The organism is Pedobacter sp. AC402, from assembly GCF_979252805.1.
In genome coordinates, this window is record NZ_CEEDAI010000015.1 from 372,863 (window position 1) to 394,863 (window position 22,001).

General features: G+C 37.8%; 23 protein-coding genes and 2 pseudogenes. 8 read left to right on the plus strand and 17 right to left on the minus strand.

Features of this window, described 5'->3' with window-relative positions; genetic code table 11:
- Positions 1-244 precede the first annotated feature (244 nt).
- The 13 genes and pseudogenes from pruA to AC0IWE_RS25400 form a co-directional block, all read right to left on the minus strand.
- A pseudogene (gene pruA / locus AC0IWE_RS25340) lies at positions 245-1,880 on the minus strand (L-glutamate gamma-semialdehyde dehydrogenase).
- Between the two features lie 847 nt (positions 1,881-2,727).
- Positions 2,728-3,066: a hypothetical protein gene (locus tag AC0IWE_RS25345; RefSeq protein WP_471795220.1), complete on the minus strand. Its 339-nt coding sequence runs from the start codon at positions 3,064-3,066 to the stop codon at positions 2,728-2,730.
- A 113-nt stretch (positions 3,067-3,179) separates the two neighbouring features.
- Positions 3,180-3,443 (minus strand): acyl carrier protein, encoded by a 264-nt coding sequence (locus AC0IWE_RS25350; protein ID WP_055907588.1) that lies wholly within the window; start codon positions 3,441-3,443, stop codon positions 3,180-3,182.
- Positions 3,444-3,455: 12 nt separating this feature from the next.
- Positions 3,456-4,556 (minus strand): beta-ketoacyl-[acyl-carrier-protein] synthase family protein, encoded by a 1,101-nt coding sequence (locus AC0IWE_RS25355; RefSeq protein WP_471795221.1) that lies wholly within the window; start codon positions 4,554-4,556, stop codon positions 3,456-3,458.
- Positions 4,546-4,716, minus strand: a complete 171-nt coding sequence (locus tag AC0IWE_RS25360) for a beta-ketoacyl synthase N-terminal-like domain-containing protein (RefSeq protein ID WP_471795222.1) — start codon at positions 4,714-4,716, stop codon at positions 4,546-4,548. The genes AC0IWE_RS25355 and AC0IWE_RS25360 overlap by 11 nt, the downstream gene beginning before the upstream one ends.
- Positions 4,709-5,149, minus strand: coding sequence for a 3-hydroxyacyl-ACP dehydratase FabZ family protein (locus AC0IWE_RS25365; RefSeq protein WP_471795223.1), 441 nt, complete (start codon positions 5,147-5,149; stop codon positions 4,709-4,711). Before AC0IWE_RS25365 ends, AC0IWE_RS25360 begins: the two co-directional genes overlap by 8 nt.
- 30 nt (positions 5,150-5,179) lie before the next feature.
- A complete protein-coding gene (locus tag AC0IWE_RS25370) occupies positions 5,180-5,842 on the minus strand; it encodes a type III polyketide synthase (RefSeq protein ID WP_471795224.1) in 663 nt (220 codons plus the stop codon).
- Positions 5,778-6,233, minus strand: a complete 456-nt coding sequence (locus tag AC0IWE_RS25375; protein ID WP_471795225.1) for a hypothetical protein — start codon at positions 6,231-6,233, stop codon at positions 5,778-5,780. The genes AC0IWE_RS25370 and AC0IWE_RS25375 overlap by 65 nt, the downstream gene beginning before the upstream one ends.
- Entirely contained in the window at positions 6,230-6,799 is a 570-nt protein-coding gene (locus tag AC0IWE_RS25380; RefSeq protein WP_471795341.1) for a methyltransferase domain-containing protein, read from the minus strand. Before AC0IWE_RS25380 ends, AC0IWE_RS25375 begins: the two co-directional genes overlap by 4 nt.
- A gap of 16 nt (positions 6,800-6,815) precedes the next feature.
- Complete coding sequence (locus AC0IWE_RS25385) at positions 6,816-6,944, minus strand: hypothetical protein (RefSeq protein ID WP_471795226.1); 129 nt, start codon at positions 6,942-6,944, stop codon at positions 6,816-6,818.
- Positions 6,945-7,202 (minus strand): hypothetical protein, encoded by a 258-nt coding sequence (locus tag AC0IWE_RS25390; RefSeq protein ID WP_471795227.1) that lies wholly within the window; start codon positions 7,200-7,202, stop codon positions 6,945-6,947.
- Entirely contained in the window at positions 7,183-8,079 is an 897-nt protein-coding gene (locus AC0IWE_RS25395) for an NAD(P)/FAD-dependent oxidoreductase (RefSeq protein ID WP_471795228.1), read from the minus strand. Before AC0IWE_RS25395 ends, AC0IWE_RS25390 begins: the two co-directional genes overlap by 20 nt.
- Before the next feature lie 690 nt (positions 8,080-8,769).
- Positions 8,770-9,909 carry a sterol desaturase family protein gene (locus tag AC0IWE_RS25400; RefSeq protein WP_055907606.1) on the minus strand — a complete coding sequence of 380 codons (1,140 nt, stop codon included), beginning with the start codon at positions 9,907-9,909 and terminating at the stop codon, positions 8,770-8,772.
- A 221-nt stretch (positions 9,910-10,130) separates the two neighbouring features.
- Between AC0IWE_RS25400 and AC0IWE_RS25405 the strand changes: the two genes are divergently transcribed.
- The 5 genes from AC0IWE_RS25405 (at position 10,131) to AC0IWE_RS25425 (ending at position 15,309) form a co-directional block, all read left to right on the plus strand.
- Positions 10,131-11,285: a carboxypeptidase-like regulatory domain-containing protein gene (locus tag AC0IWE_RS25405; protein ID WP_471795229.1), complete on the plus strand. Its 1,155-nt coding sequence runs from the start codon at positions 10,131-10,133 to the stop codon at positions 11,283-11,285.
- 166 nt (positions 11,286-11,451) lie between these two features.
- A complete protein-coding gene (gene lpxK / locus AC0IWE_RS25410; protein WP_463497067.1) occupies positions 11,452-12,513 on the plus strand; it encodes a tetraacyldisaccharide 4'-kinase in 1,062 nt (353 codons plus the stop codon).
- Positions 12,485-13,300, plus strand: a complete 816-nt coding sequence (locus AC0IWE_RS25415; protein WP_471795230.1) for a purine-nucleoside phosphorylase — start codon at positions 12,485-12,487, stop codon at positions 13,298-13,300. The genes lpxK and AC0IWE_RS25415 overlap by 29 nt, the downstream gene beginning before the upstream one ends.
- A gap of 123 nt (positions 13,301-13,423) precedes the next feature.
- Positions 13,424-14,473 (plus strand): putative porin, encoded by a 1,050-nt coding sequence (locus AC0IWE_RS25420; RefSeq protein WP_471795231.1) that lies wholly within the window; start codon positions 13,424-13,426, stop codon positions 14,471-14,473.
- A 35-nt stretch (positions 14,474-14,508) separates the two neighbouring features.
- Positions 14,509-15,309 carry a putative porin gene (locus AC0IWE_RS25425; RefSeq protein ID WP_471795342.1) on the plus strand — a complete coding sequence of 267 codons (801 nt, stop codon included), beginning with the start codon at positions 14,509-14,511 and terminating at the stop codon, positions 15,307-15,309.
- A 219-nt stretch (positions 15,310-15,528) separates the two neighbouring features.
- Here AC0IWE_RS25425 and AC0IWE_RS25430 read toward each other — a convergent pair whose 3' ends face one another.
- Positions 15,529-16,269 carry an outer membrane beta-barrel protein gene (locus tag AC0IWE_RS25430; RefSeq protein WP_055907563.1) on the minus strand — a complete coding sequence of 247 codons (741 nt, stop codon included), beginning with the start codon at positions 16,267-16,269 and terminating at the stop codon, positions 15,529-15,531.
- Positions 16,270-16,551: 282 nt separating this feature from the next.
- Positions 16,552-17,734, minus strand: a pseudogene (locus AC0IWE_RS25435) (asparagine synthetase B).
- A gap of 233 nt (positions 17,735-17,967) precedes the next feature.
- Between AC0IWE_RS25435 and AC0IWE_RS25440 the strand changes: the two are divergent.
- The gene (locus tag AC0IWE_RS25440; RefSeq protein ID WP_055907558.1) at positions 17,968-18,429 is read left to right on the plus strand and encodes a peptidylprolyl isomerase; all 462 of its coding nucleotides are present in this window, start codon (positions 17,968-17,970) and stop codon (positions 18,427-18,429) included.
- 151 nt (positions 18,430-18,580) lie between these two features.
- Positions 18,581-19,123: a DUF5606 family protein gene (locus AC0IWE_RS25445; protein ID WP_055907555.1), complete on the plus strand. Its 543-nt coding sequence runs from the start codon at positions 18,581-18,583 to the stop codon at positions 19,121-19,123.
- 59 nt (positions 19,124-19,182) lie between these two features.
- On the opposite strand, the gene AC0IWE_RS25450 is transcribed toward AC0IWE_RS25445, so the two are convergent.
- Together AC0IWE_RS25450 and rlmH are read right to left on the minus strand one after the other, a co-directional pair.
- Positions 19,183-19,311: a hypothetical protein gene (locus tag AC0IWE_RS25450; RefSeq protein WP_255352031.1), complete on the minus strand. Its 129-nt coding sequence runs from the start codon at positions 19,309-19,311 to the stop codon at positions 19,183-19,185.
- 82 nt (positions 19,312-19,393) lie between these two features.
- Positions 19,394-19,867: a 23S rRNA (pseudouridine(1915)-N(3))-methyltransferase RlmH gene (rlmH, locus tag AC0IWE_RS25455; protein WP_316845689.1), complete on the minus strand. Its 474-nt coding sequence runs from the start codon at positions 19,865-19,867 to the stop codon at positions 19,394-19,396.
- Between the two features lie 111 nt (positions 19,868-19,978).
- On the opposite strand from rlmH, the gene AC0IWE_RS25460 reads away from it, so the two are divergent.
- Positions 19,979-21,793 (plus strand): MutS-related protein, encoded by a 1,815-nt coding sequence (locus AC0IWE_RS25460; protein WP_471795232.1) that lies wholly within the window; start codon positions 19,979-19,981, stop codon positions 21,791-21,793.
- The last annotated feature ends 208 nt before the right edge of the window (positions 21,794-22,001 follow it).

Sequence of the window (22,001 nt, forward strand, 5' to 3'; positions counted from 1 at the left end):
AGTAAGCGATGCAATCGCTTTTCTCTATAATCCTCGTTACAAACGAGGACTATGAATTTATATTTTTAATATGGTTTGTCAGTTAAGCGATGCAATCGCTTTTCTCTATAATCCTCGTTACAAACGAGGACCATGAATTTATATTTTTAATATGGTTTGTCAGTTAAGCGATGCAATCGCTTGTCTAAAAACTATGGGCATAAAAAAGGCCAAACAAATATGTCTGGCCTAATATATTTCAGTATTAATCTTCTGCTAAAAACGGGTAACGGTAATCCGTTGGCGATTCGAAAACCTCTTTAATGGTACGTGGAGAAACCCAACGCAATAAATTGATCATCGAGCCGGCTTTATCATTTGTACCCGAACCTCTTGCACCACCAAATGGCTGCTGACCTACAACGGCACCAGTACATTTATCGTTGATGTAAAAGTTACCTGCCGAGTTGCGCAAAGCATGACTTGCTTTATCTATTGCATACCTATCCTGCGCAATTAAGGCTCCGGTTAAAGCATAAGGAGAAGTAGTATCAATTACTTCTAAAATCTGGTCGAAATCCTGATCTGCATAAACATAAACAGTTAAAACAGGGCCAAATAATTCTTCGCTCATGGTGGTGTATTTTGGATCATCTACAACCAGTATTGTTGGTTCAATGAAATAACCTTTAGTTTTATCGTAGTTTCCACCAGCAATAATTTCTACACCGCTATCTTTTTTAGCCTGATCGATGTATTTAGCCAATTTATCGAAAGAACGTTCATCGATTACGGCATTAATAAAGTTGCTGAAATCTTCTGTTCCACCCATTTTAAATGTAGCTAAATCAGCCAACATCTGTTCTTTAATTTCTGGCCAAAGACTTTCTGCAATGTATACGCGACTAGCTGCAGAACATTTTTGTCCCTGGTATTCAAAAGCACCACGCACAATTGCCGTACTGGCCACTTTTGTTTGTGCTGATGGATGTACGAGAATAAAATCTTTACCTCCGGTTTCGCCTACAGTACGTGGGTATGATCTGTATTTATGGATGTTTGTTCCGATTGTTTTCCAGATTTCCTGAAATACTTTAGTAGAACCTGTAAAGTGGATACCCGCAAAATCAGCATGGTTAAAAATCACTTCTCCAGTTTCGGGTCCGTCTGCATAAACCAGGTTAATTACGCCATCAGGTAATCCTGCTTCGCGGAAAATTTCCATTAATAAGTTTGCTGCGTAAACTTGCGTATCAGCAGGTTTCCAAACCACAACATTTCCCATCATGGCTGCAGATGCAGGTAAATTTGCTGCAATTGCGGTAAAGTTGAAAGGTGTAAGTGCAAAAACAAAACCTTCTAATGGGCGTTGCTTCAACACGGTTCCAGCTTCCGCGAGGAGAAACAGGAGGTTGTTGTTTGTAAATATCTACCATGTAACTTACATTAAAACGTAAGAAATCAATCAGCTCGCAAGCGGCATCAATTTCGGCCTGATAAGCATTTTTGCTTTGACCTAACATTGTTGCCGCATTTAATTTATAGCGGTATTTACCGGCAATAAGATCGGCAGCCTTTAAAAAAATGGCAGCGCGGTGCTCCCAGGTTAGGTTTTCCCAATCCTGTTTTGCAGCCAAAGCAGCATCAATGGCTTGTGTAATATGGGTTTTATCACCAATGCTGAATTGAGCTAAAATATGTTGGTGATCGTGTGGTGCAACAACTTTACCTTTTTTGGTGGTATGAACTTGTTTGCCACCAATGTACATCGGAATATCTTGTTGGTATGAGCGGGCTTCGGCAAGTGCTTCTTTTAAAAGTGCACGCTCTTTACTGCCTGGGCCATAATTTAATATAGGTTCGTTTACCGGAGTGGGTACGTTAAAAAATCCTTTAAGCATATTTTATTTTTTATGATTTGTACAAAGATAATGCTTTTTGAGCTAGGCCATTCCATTATTCTGTAAAGAAAACAGGGCAAACGTTTGTGTAGATAGCTTAGAGGAAGAAGCAGGAAGCCTATAGATAATGAGCAGTTATTTTTAAAGAAGTTATGGTTAAAATATGGGGATTTGGATTTTATTTATAGTGGTGTCAGTTGTTACCAACTGACACTCATTTAGCTCTTCCTTTGTTTCCCGCAGATTACGCAGAAAATACCGCGGATTTAGGAGGCTTTAGTGGGTTTTACTTTTGTATTAAGAGTTGATAACTTTTCTTGCCATCCTACTAGTAAAGTTGTCAACTCTTTTAATGGTGTCAGTTGTTAGTAACCGACACTCATTTAGCTCTTCCTTTGTTTCCCACAGATTGCGCAGAAAATACCGCGGATTTAGGAGGCTTTAGTGGGTTTTACTTTTGTAATAAGAGTTGACACCTTTTCTTGCCACCCTGCGAGTAAAGTTGTCAACTCTTTTAATGGTGTCAGTTGTTAGTAACTGACACTCATTTAGCTCTTCCTTTGTTTCCCGCAGATTACGCAGAAAATAACGCGCATTTAGGAGGCTTTAGTGGGTTTTACTTTTGTAATAAGAGTTGACAACTTTTCTTGCCACCCTGCTAGTAAAGTTGTCAACTCTTTTAATGGTGTCAGTTGTTAGTAACTGGCACTCATTTAGCTCTTCCTTTGTTTCCCGCAGATTGCGCAGAAAATACCGCGGATTTAGGAGGCTTTAGTGGGTTTTACTTTTGTAGAAAGAGTTGACAACTTTTCTTGCCACCCTGCCAGTAAAGTTGTCAACTCTGGAATTAATACACCAATGCCAAAAACTTCCCATGATGGCTTACACAACCTGGCCTGGTGCTTTTATAATCAAACAAATGATCTGGAGCTTTGTAAATGGCAATTTGGGTGCAATTCAAATCTACAGCCTCTGCCGTGGCAATGGTATGCAGATAACTGGTGTAAATATCACTTTTAGTAAAATAAGTGTGCCCTTCAACATGCACTTCGCCAAAAGTTTGGTTGGTATCAGGGTGAATTATACACCTTAAACTCGTAGGGGCAAAACTCCTGATGCCGGTTTTGCGGTTATAAATTTTATAGGCTGCTTCTTTCAGTCCTCCACAACAGCCACACCATTTCATCAGGTTTCTGTGATGAGGTAATGAGTAGCTTTTCTTCAGCGGTAAAAATTTTATCAAGATAGTTCCTCCGCCGCCAGTTGCTCTGGGTTTTGGCTAAACCCAAATCAACAATATCATTGCCCAGCATTGGCTTCCAGTTTTTGCGTTATAATTTCTGTGGTCGCTTTTACTGTGAGCATTTTCGCCATCGAATCGTTGTCTATCTCAATATTGAATTTCTCTTCAATATCCAGGATAATATCCACCAGGTTGGCCGAATTTATTTTCAGGTCGTTAATGAAATCCGTGTTTTCGTCGATATGGGCAATTGCCGATGTTTCTTCGCTATAAGGCTCAACAATTGTTTTTAGGGCTTGGATAATCTGTTCTTTATTCATGGGATATATTTTTTAAAGATAACGCCAGGCATTAATGTCGCCAAATCCGAAACTGGCTTTAGCTAATATATTAATTGGTTGTTCAATTAGGGTTTGTGGAATGCTTTTTACATCGATCAATGCACTAATCTCAGGATTTAAATCTTCACAATTGATATTGGGGAAAATAAATCCTTCGTGCAATTCCAATACTGAGGCAACACATTCTATACTTCCAGAGGCTGCAATACAATGACCGATCATGCCCTTTAACGAATTAATGTAAGGGAAATTTTCGGCAGGTAACTGTAAGGCTGTTTTCCAGTTTTCAATTTCAAAAGCATCTTTTGAAGTAGCGGTAAGGTGACCGTTAATTACATCTATTTCGTGGGCTTTAATGCCTGCATTTTGCAAAGCAGCCTGTATACAACGCTGAACGGCAATAGGGTTTGGGGCCGTCATGGTGCCTAATCCCCGCTGACCGCCAGAATTAACATGACCGCCAAGCACCTCACCATATATTTTGGCCTTTCTGGCTATTGCACTATCGAGCGATTCTAAAACCAAAGCCCCTGCTCCGCTTCCGGGTACAAAACCACTTGCTGTGGTACTCATTGGCCTGCTGCCTTTTTTTGGCTCGTGGTTATGTTTAAAGGTGCAAACTTTCATGGCATCAAAACCGCCCCAAATATAAGGTCCGCTATCGCTTGTACTGCCTGCCAGCATTCTCTGTGCCTGCCCGGTTTTAATCCTTTCATAAGCCAGTAAAATACTTTCTGCACCGGTTGCGCAGGCTGATGAGTTGGTGCTTACCTGGTTTCCTAAACCAAGTTTACCACTTATAAAAGCACTTACCCCACTGGCCATTGTTTGGATCACTACAGAACTTCCAAGTTTTTTAATTTCGAGGTCGTCAATTTTGTTAATTGCCCACCTAAACTTATCTATACCCGAAGTACCCGTGCCAAAAATCGTTCCGCTGTCCCAATCCGGCTCATCGTTGTTTTCAATTGCAAAACCTGCATCTTTCCAGGCATCTAAACCTGCAATTACGCCATAAACTATACCTGTACTGTTTAAATTCCGAAGTTCGAGTGGGGTAAAATATTCGCTGATGCGTTCATCACTTAGCACTGGTTTTCCTGCAATCTGGCAGGAAAAGTTTAAGGCTTCCCAGATCGGGCTGATGGCGGATACCCGAAGTTCCCTTTTTAATCGCATCTGTAAATGCAGCAACAGTTGTACCATTGGGTGCACATACGCCTAATCCGGTTATAACCACTCTGTTATTCATTTCCTGTAGAAATTAACATTCCAGCAATATTTCCTTTGCAAATCACTTTGCCTGCAGCATTTTCCATTTTAACATTACATTTCAACTTATTAAACCTGAAATATATTTTCTCGCTTGTTACCGTTACCTGTTCGCCTGGGTAAACCGGAATCAAAAAATCAATTGCGTTTGATGTCATGGCTACAGACATATTTAACGCTTTATCCCGTAAGAGGTAAATCCCTAAACACACCAATCCAATTTGTGCCATAGTTTCGGTAAGCACTACTGCGGGGGTAACCGGGTGATTTTTAAAATGACCTTCGTAAAAGGATAGCTTTTCATTATAAGTAAAAATCCCTTTCGCTCCGTTTTCATCAACATGCAATAAATCATCTACAAATAAAAAAGATTTGCCGTAGGGGAGTTTAGCCAATATTTCTGCGTTTGTCATGATTGGAATTATATAACTGAATGATTGATTTTACCATTGTAAAAGTATGCGCTGTGCAGAAAAACCTGGTCCGAAGCTTAGCATCAATCCTTTTTCTCCAGTTGCAGGCTTTTTATCCATAATCTGTTCTAAAACATACAGTACCGTTGCGCTGCTCATATTTCCATATTGCCTCAATACTTCTTTCGTTTCATTAATGTTTTTGCCAAGCTGTCCAAACAGTTCATCAACGGTCTGAATAATTTTTTTGCCACCTGGATGAAAGATCAAGTGGTCTATATCATTAATGCGCAAACTATTTTTGGCTAAAAAGGGGTGGATGATATCGGGGAAATGATTGGCAATAGTTTCGGGCACGGCAACATCCAGTACCATTTGTAAACCGGTATTGGTGAGTTTAAATCCCATCATTTCTTCAGCATCATAAAAATGATACATTTCCTCGGCTAAAATTTCGGGGCCACCATCTTCCTCGTTCGAACTCAACAGCACACAGGCGGCACCATCGCCAAATATTGCGGCACTTACAATGTTGGCCATCGAAAAATCGTTCAGTTGAAAAGTTGCGGTAGGCGATTCTACTGCTACAACCGCGGCACGTTTACCCGGATTGGCTTTTAAGAAGTTTTTAGCATAAATACATCCCCGATACCCCGGCTGCGCAACCCATTTCTGTAACCGGCAGGCGCACAATATCCTGCCGAAGTTTGAGTAAATTGATTAAATATGCATCTAAAGAAGGGATCATAATCCCTGTACAGCTTACTGTGATGATATAATCTAAATCTTTTGCCTGCCAACCTGCTTTATCAAGTGCCGAGGTTAAACATTGTGTGCCCAGTTTAATGCCTTCCCTAACATAAATATTGTTCCGCTCCTCAAAACTTAAATCACTGAATACTTCCTCAGGCGACATTATAGAATAGCGTTTATCAACCGCTGCACCTTCAAAAATCTTTTTTACCTTTCTGATAAAACGCTCATCCTGATCCTTTAACCAAAGATCAAGAAAAGGTAAGATTTCATCCGTTGATCTGGAGAATTCGGGCAAGGCTTTACTTACTGCTTTTACGGTTACGCTCATATTGTTTTAATTATCCATTGGTAACGGAAAGCCCATTTCCATCTTATCGAACTCGATTTAAGGTTTAATTGTTTGCTATATTTAATCAGATCAGCCTTTTTAAATCCACGCAGAATAGATACCAATCCATCCTCGCGCGACATATCATTTAAACGGAACACATAACACAGTGCCTTAAAAAGATTATAGGCAATTGCGCTTCTTTCTAAATCGTTGATCACAATGCCCATTTTTGCCGATTTTTTGAAATTCTCCAATAAGCCGATAATCTCTTCATCTTTGAAATGATGTAATGTTAAGGTGCAAAGCATAATATCGCAGTCTTCGTTTTTATCCAGGTCATCAAAAATATTGCTGCACTTGTAAGAGATATTCTGATAGTTGTGCGATAAATTTTCTGCATGTTTTATAGTAAAGTTATTGGCATCTATTCCTTTTAAAATAAAATTTAAACCTTTGCTTTTTGCATAATCGGCCAAAGTGCGTAGCATATCACCATTTCCACATCCAATATCAGTAATACGTATAACCTGATCTTTTGGTTTGTTTTTGATAAGGCTTTTAATGCCATTGAGCGTAACTTTATTGCCGCCCCAAAAGCTGGTTTATACTTGCTATTTTGTCTAATGCATCGCGCAGTATTTCACCTTCCATGGCAAAATCGTCCATAATTTCGGGTGCTGTGCTTCTGTTCGTGGTATCTACAGCCATTTATTGGGGGATATTGATAGGTTTTCCATGGGTTTGTTTGATGATTTGCTTAAGTAGAAGAGGAATCCGCGTTAAGGTGTTCATTGCAAAACCCTCTAATTTATTGTTTCTGAGCAATGCAGATAAAACCCTGCCCATTTTTAGCCGGGTTTTAAATTCCCTGTTCCATTGTGCGGTATAATTTTCTTCCAATGCCGCACGCGAGGTTATTTTACCTTTAATTTTTTGGTGCAACAATTCAGAAAGAAGCTTGAGCACTGTTGTGTATCGCCATTGCCATTCCATTTCCACAAAGCGGATGAATCAGTCCTGCGGTATCTCCAATCATTAAAATATGTTTATAAACAGGTTCCTTGGTTTCGAAAGAAATCTGACTGATGGTTAATGGGGCGTCAAATATAATTTCTGCCTGCTCGAAAATATTTTTTAAATGTTTGTTCTTGTATAGAATGTTTTCCTGGTAAGCCACAATATTTTTATGTTTTTTAAAACTGTTGTAATCTGCCAGGTAACAGATGTTCAGCTTGTTGTTTTCTACTTTCGATAGGCCACAGTAGCCTCCTTCAAAATTGTGCAGACTTACCACATGATCAGGAAAATCGGCTTTGTAATGTGCTTTAACTGCAAGATAGGGAGATTGTTTGTTGATGAAATTCCGGTTGAGTTTAACATCTATGGCTGATCTTTTTCCATAAGAACCGATTACGTATGGCGCAATGTAAGTGTTATTGGTAGTTTCTACCATAAATTGATCGTTAGCAAAGTCTATTTGCACTACACGTTCGTGGATAACCTTAATGTTTCTTTTAATAAGCTCATTGTAGAGGTAATAATCGATGGTATAACGGCTCAAACCAAAACCACCAAGCGGGAGTGCTGTTTGTATACTTTTGCCTGAAAGGGAGGTAAATAGCAAATCGCTAATGGATGTAGGATTTAGATCTTCCGTGTGTAAACCAAGCCATTTAAAATAGGGTAATACCTCATTCGAGATGTATTCGCCGCAAACTTTGTGGTGAGGGTAGGTATCTTTCTCAATCAGTGTTACATGTATGCCCAGTTTGTTTAGGTGGAGCGCAGCAGTTAAACCGGCCAAACCACCACCAATGATTAAAATTTCTGTTTCGGGCTGCATAAAATTAGATGGAACGCTAATATAACATTTAAACCATCTGTTTTGTTCCGCATCCATATTTTAACTGCTGGAGTTTTAGGAATGGATAAATAGGTTAGGGTTTCGTTGTTAGAAGCGACGAACTATACAACGCTCGTTTGTAAACGGGTGCTTAAATAGCTTACCGAATTAATCGTTAAATTTAGCTTTAGTTCAAAAACCCTTAATAGTAGCAGTGCCCAACTTTATTAAACAGGATTGCAGCGGTATCCTTTTGTTTTTTTCAATACAAAAGATTTAGCAGAAAGCCTGACGAACATTAATCTTATCTATTGCCTCTGCTTTCCAAATAATTCTGCTTAATGGTTTCTTCGTTAAGAGCGACGAACTATACAATGCCCTTTTCCGAAACGAGTGCTTAAATAGCTTACCGAATTAATCGTTAAATTTAGCTTTAGTTTAAAAACCCTTAATAGTAGCAGTGCCCAACTTTATTAAACAGGATTGCAGCGGTATCCTTTTGTTTATTTCAAAACAAAAGATTTAGCAGAAAGCCTGACTAACATTGATCATAGCTATTGCCCCTGCTTTCCAAATAATTTTGCTTAATAGTTTCTTCGTTAGGAAGCGACGAACTATAACAACGCCCGTTACAAACGAGCATTAGCGTCAGTTTAATCCTTAAATTAGCTATGCCCCACAGCAAGATATTTATCTATCACTCCGTTCTTCCATATTTAAATCCGTATCAAACGGACTTTTAGTAAATGGATAAATAGATTGTTTAACAAAACCTTTCGGGTAAGCCGCTTCATGCACGCCTGTTCCGGCTGGCCATTCTTTGCCTGGTAAATAATAAGTGCCAAAAATCATATCGATAAAAGGAAATATCGAAGCGAAGTTATGTCCGTAATATTTTGGGTCTTCACAATGGTGCCAATGGTGATATTGAGGTGTAGTAAAAATATATTTAAGCGGGCCGAAGTTTATGCGTGTGTTGGCATGAATGAGTACAGCATGGATGGCAATAAAAATAATGTAAACGTTAAAAACTGTCGACGAAAAGCCTAATACATACAGCGGTATAAACGTCATGGCGCGGGTAAAAAAGATATCGATAAAGTGTGTACGGCTTCCGGCCAGCCAATCCATATTTTGTGTAGAATGGTGTATAGAATGGAAACGCCACAACGATACCCGCGTATGGAAGAAACGGTGTGCCCAGTACTGGAATAAATCTGTACTGAAAAACGCCAGAAACAATGCCACAATAAAAGGCAAACCCTGTACCCAGGCATGAAGCTTATCTAAACCCATCCAGCCGAAAAATAACACAGCAGGTTTTTGCGTAACAATACCAAAAAACTGAATAAACAGGTGACTGATTACAAAGTAAGTTAAATCGGTACGCCATTCTTCATGAAATTTAGTTTGTTCATTGTTTTTTGGGAAAAACAGCTCAAGCGGAACAAATATGGCTACCATTAAAAGTAAATCTAAAATCATCCAGTCTAAACCGAAATGCCAGCTGGATTTAGCCACATCTCTACCTTCTACACTTAATGCACCAAGTACAACAGCCAGTGCACCTAAAGCAAAACCAGGCCATGCCCACTTAACTTTTTTACTGAGAATTAAACTTAACAACGAAAAAAAGAAACAGCCAATAACACCGCCAAGCATTAAAGCTTCCATACTATCTTTAGTGTATATTTCGCGGAATTCGGGGGTGGTTAACTTTTCTGGATAGTGGAAGCAAAGAATGCCCAATAATGCCAGCACAGCTAAAAAAATAGAGATATATCCGCTAATCTGGCCCTGGCCTATTACTAATCTTTTATTTGGAGACATTAAATTGTTTTTTTGGTAGACAGCAATGATAATAAAAAAATTAAAATAACTGTTCATTCAATTATTATAGGTTAGCTCATAATCGGTCAATTGCTAAATCAATTTACGATGATAACGGTAAACCATTATCGAAAATTTATGCTGCATTTTGGTTATTTATTTAGAATAAGTAAATTCACCACAGATAACCAAGTAATTCCCCAAATAACGCCTCCAAACCTATGCCTTACCGCTCAAAAATTATTTTACCCTTCTTATTCTGCTGTTTATTCTTTTTGCCTGCAGCATGGGCACAAAAAATAATTAAAGGGCATGTAATTAATCATGTAAATAAAGGTATTGCATCTGTATCCATTTATAATAAAGGAAAATTGATTGCATTGAGTGATGAAGAAGGCCAATTCAGTATCAAAGTAGATTCGCTAAATAAAGGGCAGTTACTTTCTTTTAGTTCGGTTGGTTACGAAAGCCGTTCGGTTAAGGTTGATGATAGCCAAACCGATGACCTTACCATAAAATTAAAGGATAAATACGTTACGCTAAATGATGTGCAGATCTATTCTTCCAATTTCGTTACAACACTCGTAAAGAATGCAATGGCGCACCTTGCAGATACAGGAGTGGTGAGTAAAAAGCTCCTTTGCAGGCAATATTTAGTTAAAGATGGCAAATATAACACCTTTGCCGAAGGCGTACTTAATCTGCATACCGACGAATACAAAAACGATATCAAATTACAGCTTGAAGGAATTAGAAGGCTTAAAGATTTAAGAAAATCTAAAACTGTAAAAATTAATTATGCGGTAGATTTAAGAATGGAGCTCAAATCTTACTTTGTAACTAACCTTAATGATAATATGCTCAGCGAGGATAACGATTATGAAATAGAAGGACAGGTAGATTACGAAGGAACAAAATGTTATAAAATCTATTTTAACAGGGCAAGAAACGTATTGTATAAAAGGAAAAGCGGGTGGATTTACATCACGGTTGATAAACACCTGATTAAAGGGATGGAGAGTAATATTGCCACGATTAACAAAAGTATGATCTGGATCAATAAACAGGATTACACGATTGAAAATGGATTATCGCACCTTAATGCTACCTACTTAAAGTGTAATGTAGTAGCCGGATTATTCTCGGAAGGGGAGCCCTCGGCAGAAATGGAACTGCTTTTTCTTGATGATATAGAACCTGAACAGAAAAACAGTAATAATTTCTCCACCTTTAAACTCAGACAGGATTTTTATCAATACCCAAAAAAGAACAATGCCGAACTTTGGGCATCCCTTTATCAAAAACATAACCTTTCCATTCCAAAGGTGATTGTCGAAACCTATAAATCAGATCAAGATATATTGGAGCAATTTTAAGTGGATTTGGTAAATTGTTTCAATTGCTTAATTGAAGGCAAGGTACACAACTCCCAACTAAAAACTCCCTATTTCCCTCTCCACCAAACCATTTCCTGCGCTTAAGGGTTGCTCTATAGGCTGATGCCTTTCTTTTTTAAATAATCAGTATTTTTGAAACCACGATATGCTACTTAACTATCTACGCCTTTTACTGCTTCCTTTTTCATTAATTTATGGAATGGCCGTTACACTCCGCAAAAAATTATACGATTGGGGCTTAATCAGGTCTGTAAAATTCGATTTACCCGTAATCTGCGTAGGCAATCTGGCTGTAGGCGGATCGGGCAAAACACCAACAACCGAATATCTGGTGAGGTTACTGGCCGATTATAAAATAGCGATATTAAGTAGAGGCTACGGTCGCAAAACAAAAGGATTTATCCTTGCTGATGACAATGCAACTGCCGAAACCATTGGAGATGAACCGTTACAATACCATCAGAAATTTGCAAAGGTAACCGTTGCTGTTTGCGAAGACCGCGTAAATGGAATTAATCAGCTCAAAGAAAACCATGATTTAATTATCCTTGATGATGCCTTTCAGCACCGTGCAGTAAGGGCGGGTTTTAATATTTTGCTTTTCGAATTTAGAAAATTGGGCACTCTGCAGTTCCTCTTGCCAGCAGGTAATTTAAGAGATGTTTTCTCGTCACGTAAAAGAGCCGATGTGCTATTAGTCACTAAATCGCCAGTGCCCTTGTTACATGTAGCGCAACAAGCTTCAATAAACGAACTGCAACCCGATGCAAATCAGCCGGTATTGCACTCCTATTTAAAATATGGCCACCTTGTTCATTTATACAATAAAGAAAGCCGCGTACTCGAATCGATAAAAGATTACGAAATTTTTCTATTAACAGGTATTGCCAATCCAGAACCATTGATCGAAGAACTGGGTAAATATTCCAAAACCATTAAACACGAAGAATTTCCTGATCATTATGCCTTTAAAGAAGCAGATATCAGCAAATTTAAAAGTGCATTTTTGGCCGGAAATAAAAAAGAAAAAATCATCATCACAACAGAAAAGGATAGCAAACGTTTAAGAGCTACCGGATTTGAAGATTTACTGGTAAATTTACCTGTATATTATTTACCCATCGAGGTTGAATTATTTGAAGAAGATAAGATTACCTTTGACGAACTCATTTTAAACTATGTTAAGAGCAATAGAAGAAACCGTTGAATATATAAAACGTAAAACAGAGAACTTTAAGCCCAAAATAGGCATTATTTTAGGAACAGGCTTAGGAGGCCTTGTGAAAGAAATCGAAGTTGAACATCAGTTGATGTATTCTAATATTCCCAACTTTCCTATTTCAACATTAGAATTTCATAGTGGTAAATTAATTTTTGGAACGTTAAACGGTAAAAAAATTATTGCCATGCAGGGGCGTTTGCATTATTATGAGGGTTACAGCATGCAGCAAATTACGTTCCCTGTTCGGGTAATGAAAGGATTGGGCATCGAAAACCTGATTGTTTCTAACGCAGCAGGATCATTAAACCCCGAATTTAGAAAAGGCGATTTAATGATTATTGAAGATCACATCAACCTGCAGCCTGATAACCCTTTGCGCGGTATTATCGAAAGTGACCTTGGTCCACGTTTTCCGGATATGAGCCAACCTTACAAACGCGATATTATTGCAAAGGCTTTAAACATTGCGAAAGAAGTTGATATTAAATGCCATAAAGGTGTATACGTTGCCGTTACGGGGCCGAATTTAGAAACCAAGGCAGAATACAAATACCTGCGCTTAATTGGTGCCGATGCTGTGGGGATGAGTACCGTACCAGAAGTAATTGTGGCCAACCACGCAGGTTTACCAGTTTTTGCCATTTCTGTTTTAACTGATGAAGGTTTTCCTGAAGATTTGCAACCCTTTGATTTAGATGAAATTTTAGCTGCTGCGGCCAAGGCCGAACCAAAAATGACAGAAATTTTAACCCGCTTAATTGCCGAACTTTAAGATGCGTAAAGTTGTTCAGATCTGTTTTTTACTGTTTGTGCTATTGGGCATCAACAAGGCTTTTGCTAGGATTTAAAAACCAATGTTGGTACAAATAAAGAACTCGATTCGGTTAGGAAAAAATTGGATGGCGGAAAAGATTCAGTTGTTTTTACTGCAAAATACATCCGTTTTACCAAACTATCGCTAAGTAAAGATAGCATTGTACTATTGCCTTTAGATACCACTACTACCAATATCCAGAATTACAGTCCGCTTTTACAACCCATGCACCCCACCATAAGTACTGGTAACATGGGTTTGGCAGCCCGGCCATTATTGTTTGAGCCCAGTAAAAGAATCGGGTTTGATGCAGGTTTCCATTCGTTCGACTATTACGCGTTAACACCAGAAGATATTATTTATTACCAGGCCAGAACCCCTTTTACGAGTTTGTATTTTGTGAGTGGCGGCAAAACAGAGCAGCTTTTTAGGGCAATTCATACACAGAACATCAAGAAAAACTGGAATGTTGGCGTAAATTTTAACCGTGGAGATTCGAAAGGGTTTTATGCAAGGCAACGTGGTGATAATTTAAATGTGGCGGTATTTTCATGGTACCAATCGCCAAGTAAACGTTATAATATGTGGGCATCAGCCATTTTTAATACCATGCGTGGTTATGAAAACGGTTCAGTGGTTGCTCAAAATATTTTTGATCCAGGTTACAACAAGATCAGCAGAGATGCCGAAGCCATCAACTTATCAGATGCGCGCAACATGTACAAAAAGAATACCGTGTTTTTAAAACAAACCTATTATGTAGGGCGGATTGATACTTCTGCCAATGCAAATAATGCTGTTTTGCCAACCAATAAGGTTACTTATACTTTTGAGTACAATAACGAAAGTTACGATTTTTATAAAAATGGTACCGATCCGAACAATGTTTTACCTCCCGGCATAAACAGCACAACTTTCACAAATGATTCTACCCATGTGCAGCACTTTAAGAATGAATTTATATACAGTTTCTTTTTACGTCCAAAAAATTCATCACTCATTAAAAATGAGCTAAAGGTTGATGCCGGCATCCGCCATGATTATTATAAACACGAGTTTTTAGGAATTAAACAAGATGGTAAGTATTATGAAAGCAAAGCAGATTTGGTTATCAAAATATTACCATTTTAGGTGCCACAGGATACAGGTTTTCGAATAATATCGATATTAACTTAGATATACAGCAAATTTTGCAGGGTGAAAATGCAGGTGATTATCTGTACGAAGCCAAAAGTAAAATCCTGTTAGGAAAAACCATCGGAAGGATAGAATTAGGTGCCTATGTACAAAACCAAACACCAGCCAGAATTTTCGATTACTACCATGGCAACCATTACCAATGGAGCAATACTGATTTTAATAACACTAAAATCGCCAATCTATCTTTTAATTACATCAATGATAAATATGGTTTTAATGCAGGAGCTAAATATTTCCTAACCAGTAATTACCTGTATTTTGCAGCAGATCACAGCAATGGTACAACAGCCATTCTGCCAAAACAGGAAACAGCTGATATCAGCCTGATCAGGTTTGATGTTTCCAAAAAATGGAAGTTTGGCAGGTTTGTAATGGAAAATTATTTAGCCTATCAAAAAACCGATAAAAATGCAATTTTAAGAACACCCGAATTTTATACCTATAACAGTATTTATTTCGACAATACCTTTTTTAAAGTATTAAAAGCCAATGTAGGTATCGATGTAAGGTACAATACCGAATATGCAAATTATTTGTATTCGCCAGCAACCTCACAGTTTTATATAGATGAAACCAATCCGGTAACTTTTGTTTCTAAGCCGATTGTAGATGTGTTTTTTAAAGCCAATTTAAAACGTGCAAACCTTTTTGTTAAATACGATTTTATCAATCAAGGCCTTTTCCAAAATGGTTATTACACTGTAAACAGGTACCCTATGCAAGATGCCTTATTAAAGTTTGGTGTAAGCTGGAACTTTTACGATTAAAACCAGGCTTGATTTAATAAATTCTTTATCTTTTTTACGGAGAGCGCTTGCATTTGCTATCGCGAAATTATTGCAAAGCTTGTGAAGCATGTATCAAAGCAACCATAGTAGATTGTTCTCGTGTTTATGCCAATGCGGTTCTTATTTGCCTGATTGCATATAAAAAAAAGCCGTGCTGATGATATATCAGCACGGCTTTTAATTTTAAAGGCTTTTATCTTAGAAAGAATAACCAACTGAGAAACCCAATACACGGTTAGTTAATTTATTTGAATTAGCCTGTCTGTCTTTAGGTGTTAAATCTGTTAAACCTAAACCATAGTTTGCACCAACTAAAAATCCTGAGTTTGTACGGTAAGCTAAACCAAAGTTTGCACCAAATTCGGTACTGTTATAGTTTTTATCACTTGCACTACCGAATGATAAGTCTCTATCGTTAGATGTGGTAACAGTAGAACTGTTATTGTTAGCGTTATTTACTGTTGTAGTAACCGTTTCGCCTTTATCTTTACCAGAAATGTTGAAACCTATATAAGGACCAGCACTGATTTGAACGGCACCAGCATCACCTGTAGGGATTCTAAACACAGCGTTAACCGGTACTTCAATAGTCATTAAATTTGTTTTTACGGAACTAGTGGTAGTAATTGTATTGCCCAAAGCCGTATTGGTAAGCACAGATTCAAATTTATTACCTTTGTTTTGTAATGAAACACCCGGTTGGATGAAGAAATTGTTTCCTACACCGAAATCACCAAATGCAGTAACGTTAAAACCAACATTGTTTTTTGCATTGTCGTTAAAATTATTTGCTGCGGCATCATCACCACCAGCGTGGAATTTCGAAAGGTTTACACCAGCTTTAATTCCGAAACGGGAAGTTTCTCCGGTCATTTTTGTTTGTGCAAATGCACCTGTTGCTAATAATAAAACTGAAGCGCTTAATAATAACTTTTTCATAATATTTTTCTTTTAGAAGAATCTTGTTTAAAAAATCAGGTTTATCCTGTTGTTAATTACAAGCCTCAATTCCAAAAGCTGTGCCAAAGTATCAAGTCTGTTACAGTTTAGCGGGTAAGCTATTGATTTACAGCATATTTTTTATCTACATTAGGTATATATACGCTACAAAAATGAAATACCCAACACGCTAACTTTGTGTATACATAATAGGAATGTACCGCATTATACAGGCAGTTTTGATAAGTTTTGTATAATTATGCCAAAGATTGAAGAAGCAGATTAAGTTTTTTGCGGTTTCTTTTTGGCCGCAGGAAAAAGCACATTGTTTAAAATTAAGCGGTAACCTGGCGAATTTGGGTGCAAATTTAAATCAGTTGGAGGGTCGCCAACAGCATGCTGATAATCTTCCGGATCGTGACCACCATAAAAAGTAAACTGTCCTTTACCAATTTCGCCATGTAAATAACGTACTTCAGCAGCTCCTTTATTTTCGCCCAATACCGTAACGCTTGTTTTAACGAGGCTTTTTCTAAAGGCAGTGGTTTGGCCCATAAAACCTTTAATCACTTTATCGTGATCTTGCGTAAGCATGGTAGGAACAAGATCCCACTTGGCCGAGAAATCGAAAAGGGTAAAATAATCATTGCTTTGGTTTAAAGTTCGGGTTTGCGTGGCATCAATGTCCGAAAATTCGTAATTCATAGGGTTGTTATCCAGCTTAAAATTCTGAAAAGCCAATGTTTTATTAAAATCCAATTTAGCCTGTGCATTAGGATCTGCTGCATCGCCATCAAACATTTGCGCACAAATGTCCACCCCATCTGCGGCCAGCGCAATATCAAAACTATCCGTACCAGAGCACATGGCAAACACGAAAGCCTCCACCAGCACAGTACTCTTTAATGTGTTTGGCTACGGCAAGTTTCATTTCTGAAACTTTTTTATAACCCATTCGCTTGGCAAGGGTTTCCTGATTTTTAACATCTTCCTGATACCAGGTGGCATACCTGAAATTGGCCCAGAACCTTCCATATTGCCCGGTAAAATCTTCATGGTGCAGGTGCAGCCAATCATATTTGCTCAGTTTATCCTGAAGAATATCGTCATCGTAAATTACTTCATACGGAATTTCGGCATAAGTTAACACCAGCGTAACGGCATCATCCCAGGGTAGTTTGCTTTTTGGCGAGTACACTGCAATTTTTGGTGTTTTCTCCAATTTAACCATTTCCATGTTTACCGATGGATCACTGATTTCGTTTAAAAGATTGGTTACCTTTCCATCAGCCAGTACTTCGTAAGAAACCCCGCGGATTTTAAGCTCATCCTCAACCGTTTTATTATACTTAATTAGAAAACTTCCGCCGCGGTAATTTAAGAGCCAGTCAACTTCCAGTTGTTTACTGATTGTCCAGTATGCAATACCATATGCTTTAAGGTGGTTTTTTTGGTCTTCATCCATATAAATTAACAGCGAAGAAGCCCTTAACCCTAAGGAGCAAAGCAGGCAAATAAGGAGTATATAATATTTCTTTGTCAAATCGATAGACTTAAAACACTAAAATACCGCATTTAAACTGGATAGAAAAATTTAATGATGTTATAAGTTATACAATTTTGTTATTTTTGCCCTCTACTAAAAAAATGCGATTGTTTTTTAGTCGGATTAAATTTAAAATTAGTACTGATATTGATATGAGTAAAGCAATAATAAAAACAGAAAAAGGCGAATTAACTGTAGAATTCTACGAAAATGATGCGCCAAAAGCCGTTGCAAACTTTAAAAAATTAGCTAAAGAAGGCTTTTATGATGGGGTAACTTTTCACCGTGTAATTCCTAACTTTATGGTTCAGGGTGGATGCCCAAATTCAAAAGACCCGGCTAAAGCACATTTGGCAGGTACTGGTGGCCCAGGTTACAAAATTGATTGCGAACTTGATGGCGAAAATCAATATCACGATCGTGGCGTATTATCTATGGCACATGCTGGCCGCAACACTGGTGGTTCACAGTTTTTTATCTGCCATAGCAGAACCAATACTGCTCACTTAGACCGTAACCATACTTGTTTTGGTAAAGTTGTGGAGAATGTTGATCTTGTAGATGATATCCGCCAAGGTGATAAAATTTTAAACATCGAAGTTTTAGAAGACTAGAAATAGATACTAGATTTGAGACATTAGATTTGAGACTTGATTCTCTAAATTGGTGCTCCTATCTCATTTAATAATTGAACAAAGAGTTTTAGTTATTTGATCTGAGTGATTTCTCATTTCTTATATCTCAAATCTCATATCTCAAAAAAATATGAATTTAAGAGGAATTGTTGCCGTATCTGGCAGACCGGGTTTGTTTAAACTGGTTGGACAAAATAAAGTGGGTTACATTTTAGAGGGTTTAGATGCTCAGAAAACTAAAATTGTAGCCAATATCACCAATACTAAACTGGCTTCGTTAGAAGATATTACGGTATATGGTGAAGATGAAGAAATTAAACTGGCAGATATTTTTGCCAAAATTTCTGCCAAAGGAGCTACTCCTGATTTAAAAGGCGATTTACGTGCTTATTTCCTTGAAGTAGCACCAGGCCACGATCAGGAAAAAGTTTACGCTTCGGATATGAAGAAAATCATTACCTGGTATAACTTATTAAAAGATTTGCCATTGTTTACGGAAGAAACTCCTGAAACACCAGGTACACCAGCTGAAGTTAAATTATCAGAAGAAAAAGCAGCTTCAGATAAAAAACAAAAAGCTTCAGGAACCAAGTCATCAGCAAGTGCTAAAGCAACTACTAAAACTTCGGCGCCAGCTAAAAAAGCAAGCATGACAAGTAAAAAAGGCGTTTAAGCTTTATTTAATTGTTTTACAGAACACCAGGCCATTCGTCTGGTGTTTTTTTGTGGAATTTAATCGAAGAAATAATAAAGCAAAGCTACAATTACCAAAGAAGCAATAATGCTGATCCATAGGTATTTATTGTTGCCGTTTTGATTGCTCTTATATCTGTATTCCCGTTTATATTTATCTAGTAACATCTTTTTTTTATTTAATGATGATTTTTGTTCGCCATTTCCACACCGCTATTAGCTTTTCGGGCCAACCAGGCAATTTTTAGTGTTAAGCGTGGTGGTAAGGTTCTCCCTTTAAAATACTAAAGCCCCGGTAAAGCTGCTCTACAAAAAATAACCTGATCATTTGGTGCGAAAAGGTCATATCAGATAAAGAGATTAAACCATTTGCCCTTTTGTAAATGCTTTCGTCAAAACCGTACGGACCGCCTATAATAAAAATTAAATGCTGCACACTACCGATCATCTGTTTATTTAAATAGTTGGAGAACGCTACTGATGAGTACTTTTTTCCTTTTTCATCCAATAAAATAACAACATCGCCATTATTAATTTGTTTGTGCAACAATTCTGCTTCTTTGGTTTTTTGCTGTGCTTCGCTAAGGTTTTTAACGTTTTTTACATCCGGTAAAGCCAAAAAGCTGAAGTTAATGTAATGTTTTAGGCGGTTAATGTATTTATCAATTCCTTCAATCAAATACTTATCTTCTGTTTTGCCAATGGCGATCAGCGTAATCTTCATTTAATATTTCCCTATCTTTAGAATTTTCGAGATTCAAACTTAGATAAAATTGTAACAAATAGTGTAATTTATCGATCTGAAACCTCCGAAAGTATATTTATTAATCCAGTCATGTTAAAACAACAAACAGAAATAATAGCCGGTTACGATCAGAATATTAAGCAGGTAATAGCAGATATTGATCAAACAAAAAAACTGATCGATCAGCTTTCTTTTATCCGCATCGGTTTGTTTGTAGCAGAGATTATACTGTTTATCTTTTTAGTTCAATCTGCAGATGATGAATTACGCACATTAATACAAATTGGCTTACTGGTGCCGGTAATTATTTTTGCATTGGTTGTGCGCAGGCAAAGCATTCTCGATCGTGAAAATGATTATAAAAAGCAGCTTTTATGGGTGTATGAAAATGAATCGAATATTTTAAAAGGAACCGAAAATGGTTACGATGCTGGTAAAAACTTTCAATCAGAACTTCATCCCTATAGTTCTGATCTTGATATTTTCGGAAGCGCATCGCTCTTTGCGCTGGTAAACCGTTGCAGTACCAAAAGTGGAAACGACCTGCTGGCCAAAAGCTTTGCAGAAAAACCAATAAAAAATAACATCATTGAGCGGCAGGAAGCAGTAAAAGAAATGGTGGCTAAAATAGCCGATACTTTTAGTTTCCGCGCAAACCTGCATGGCTACGACCCTGAAAGGATAGAACTGATTAAAACACAATTGAAACACCAGCTTGGTGCGCAACTGGAATTTGTTGGCAGTAAAATTTTAAGGTTGTACGTTAAATTTGTGCCTTATATCATTATTGCCCTTGTTTTGGCTGCGCTATTGGTGAGCAGTGTTTTCTGGAAAATACTGATATTGCTCTGTATCATTCATGCCGGGTGGAATGTTTTATGGGGAGCGAAGATCAATAAAGTTTTTTATAGCTTCGGCGGAAGCTCCAGCCTGCTTAACGGTTATGCCACTGCTATTTTGTGGACAGAAAATCAAGACTGGAAAAGTAGCTATACGCTAAGTTTACTGGATTCGAAAATTCCTGCCAGTAAAGAAATTAAAGCACTATCTAAAATTATCAAGAATTTTGATGCCCGGCTAAATATGATCGTTGGCGGAATTTTGAATGCACTTTTATTATGGGATTTAAGGTGCTGTATCAGCTTGGATATCTGGTACAAATCGTCATCAAAGGAGGTAATTAAAGCGCTTGACCATTTGGGCAATTTTGAAGAAATAATATCACTGGCCACAACGGCTTATAACCAGCCCAACTGGGTTTTTCCTGTGCTTACCGATCAATTTGCATTAAATGGTATTCAAATCGGGCATCCGTTAATTGATGAACAATTAAGGGTGAGCAATGATTTTAACCTCGAAGCAAAACCTACTGTCGATATTGTAACCGGATCGAATATGGCAGGGAAAAGTACCTTTTTGCGTACCTTGGGTATTAATATGGTGTTGGCTTATGCAGGTGCACCGGTTTGCGCAAATGCCATGCAGTTATCGGTATTTTCGATTAACACTTACATGCGGATTAAAGATTCGCTGAATGAAAGTACATCTACATTTAAAGCTGAATTAAACCGCCTTAAAATGATCCTTGATAATGTGGTTAAAGATAAAGATACTTTTGTATTGATCGACGAGATGCTTCGGGGTACCAACAGCAGGGATAAATACCTTGGCTCAAAGGTTTTTGTGCAAAAGTTAATTGCCGAAAAAACACCGGCACTTTTTGCCACACACGATCTGCAATTGGCCGATCTTATTTTAGACCATCCCGAAACGGTGCGTAATTTCCATTTCGATATCCAGATTACAGCCGGCGAAATGAGATTTGATTACCAATTAAAACAAGGCCCTTGCAAAACGTTCAATGCCGCAATCTTGTTAAAAGAAATCGGTTTATCGCTTGATTAGCGTTTCGTGTTGGATAATGGTTTAGTCAGGTGCTGTGCTGTTGAACGAGTTATCGATTTCAAAAAGCTTTAAGTAATATAATCCATCTTTTGGGCAAATTAATGCATTCTTAGCTAAAGTTTTTCTCTTCATCTTTGGTTTAAGCGGAGTTAACAAAGGGGCTATTTAGCCAATTAACGCAATTTGTTACTTTGATTATTGTTTAGTA

Bases quoted from the DNA above. Each gene is read 5' to 3' on its own strand.
- AC0IWE_RS25395 (WP_471795228.1), bottom strand. From the start codon at position 8,079: ATGCAGCCCGAAACAGAAATTTTAATCATTGGTGGTGGTTTGGCCGGT.
- AC0IWE_RS25430 (WP_055907563.1), bottom strand. From the start codon at position 16,269: ATGAAAAAGTTATTATTAAGCGCTTCAGTTTTATTATTAGCAACAGGT.
- AC0IWE_RS25440 (WP_055907558.1), top strand. From the start codon at position 17,968: ATGAGTAAAGCAATAATAAAAACAGAAAAAGGCGAATTAACTGTAGAA.
- AC0IWE_RS25365 (WP_471795223.1), bottom strand. From the start codon at position 5,149: ATGACAAACGCAGAAATATTGGCTAAACTCCCCTACGGCAAATCTTTT.
- AC0IWE_RS25400 (WP_055907606.1), bottom strand. From the start codon at position 9,909: ATGTCTCCAAATAAAAGATTAGTAATAGGCCAGGGCCAGATTAGCGGA.
- AC0IWE_RS25450 (WP_255352031.1), bottom strand. From the start codon at position 19,311: ATGTTACTAGATAAATATAAACGGGAATACAGATATAAGAGCAATCAA.
- AC0IWE_RS25415 (WP_471795230.1), top strand. From the start codon at position 12,485: ATGTTAAGAGCAATAGAAGAAACCGTTGAATATATAAAACGTAAAACA.
- AC0IWE_RS25385 (WP_471795226.1), bottom strand. From the start codon at position 6,944: ATGGCTGTAGATACCACGAACAGAAGCACAGCACCCGAAATTATGGAC.
- AC0IWE_RS25445 (WP_055907555.1), top strand. From the start codon at position 18,581: ATGAATTTAAGAGGAATTGTTGCCGTATCTGGCAGACCGGGTTTGTTT.
- AC0IWE_RS25460 (WP_471795232.1), top strand. From the start codon at position 19,979: ATGTTAAAACAACAAACAGAAATAATAGCCGGTTACGATCAGAATATT.
- rlmH (WP_316845689.1), bottom strand. From the start codon at position 19,867: ATGAAGATTACGCTGATCGCCATTGGCAAAACAGAAGATAAGTATTTG.
- lpxK (WP_463497067.1), top strand. From the start codon at position 11,452: ATGCTACTTAACTATCTACGCCTTTTACTGCTTCCTTTTTCATTAATT.
- AC0IWE_RS25360 (WP_471795222.1), bottom strand. From the start codon at position 4,716: ATGAATAACAGAGTGGTTATAACCGGATTAGGCGTATGTGCACCCAAT.
- AC0IWE_RS25345 (WP_471795220.1), bottom strand. From the start codon at position 3,066: ATGAAATGGTGTGGCTGTTGTGGAGGACTGAAAGAAGCAGCCTATAAA.
- AC0IWE_RS25375 (WP_471795225.1), bottom strand. From the start codon at position 6,233: ATGAGCGTAACCGTAAAAGCAGTAAGTAAAGCCTTGCCCGAATTCTCC.
- AC0IWE_RS25405 (WP_471795229.1), top strand. From the start codon at position 10,131: ATGCCTTACCGCTCAAAAATTATTTTACCCTTCTTATTCTGCTGTTTA.
- AC0IWE_RS25350 (WP_055907588.1), bottom strand. From the start codon at position 3,443: ATGAATAAAGAACAGATTATCCAAGCCCTAAAAACAATTGTTGAGCCT.